Annotated in this window: 1 pseudogene; it reads left to right on the top strand. The window is 41.9% G+C overall.

Annotated elements, in window-relative coordinates:
* Positions 1-21: 21 nt before the first annotated feature.
* A pseudogene (locus AB4585_RS22165) lies at positions 22-351 on the top strand (transposase); the annotation flags it as partial.
* Between the last annotated feature and the right edge of the window lie 499 nt (positions 352-850).

Genomic DNA, 850 nt, shown 5'->3' on the forward strand with positions numbered 1-850 from the left:
CATAAGTTAACAGGTGACACAATGACAAAACGTAAAGAAGAATATTTAGTGCTGAATTTAAGGTAGAGGCTGCGCAACTCACGCTCGACCAAAACTATACTGTTGTTTCAGCAGCTCAAGCTATGAACGTCGGTAAATCCACAATGGATACGTGGGTTCGTGAGTTGAAAAAGAAACTAGCTCGCCTTTAAGAGCAAAACAAAATATTAGAAAGTGCAACAGCTCTCTTGATGTCGGACTCTCTGAACAGTTCTCAATAATCGAGAAACTCAGGAAGTGCTATAGCGTAAAACGTTGTGTAATGTGTTCAATGTTCATCGTAGTAGTTATAAGTACTGGCGAAAGCGGCCTATTGTCTACAGAGTCGCCGTTAGAAAATACTACTACTGATTATTCAGCGGAGCAGAGATTTTTCATAGTGATTGAAACTGCAACAATGTCTGAACGCGAGTTAGCTGAATACTGTAAGGTCTAAAGGGTTATTTGTCGATGACGTTAAAGCCTGGCGAGCACTATCTATCAAGGCGCTGAGCACAACATCGACTTCAATATCACACAAAGAAAAATATCACACAAAGAAAATAAGCAGTTACGTGAGGAACGCAGAAAGGTAAAAGCGTTGGAGAGGGAGTTGGCACGTAAAGAGAAAGCACTTGCTGAAACGGCTGCGCTACTGGTTTTGCGGGAAAAGTTCAATGCCCTCTGGGAAACCAACGAGGAAGACTGATTCCTATCTCAGAACGGCTTAAAATAGTCACACTTGTTGATGAAGCTGTACGTAAAGCGGCAACAAAGACAAAGGCTTGTTCCACCGTTGGGTTATCAATACGATTGCGATATTTGACCTGAA

Origin of the sequence: Vibrio sp. 10N.222.49.C9 (assembly GCF_041474985.1) — a bacterium.
Classification (GTDB): Bacteria; Pseudomonadota; Gammaproteobacteria; order Enterobacterales; family Vibrionaceae; genus Vibrio; species Vibrio crassostreae_C.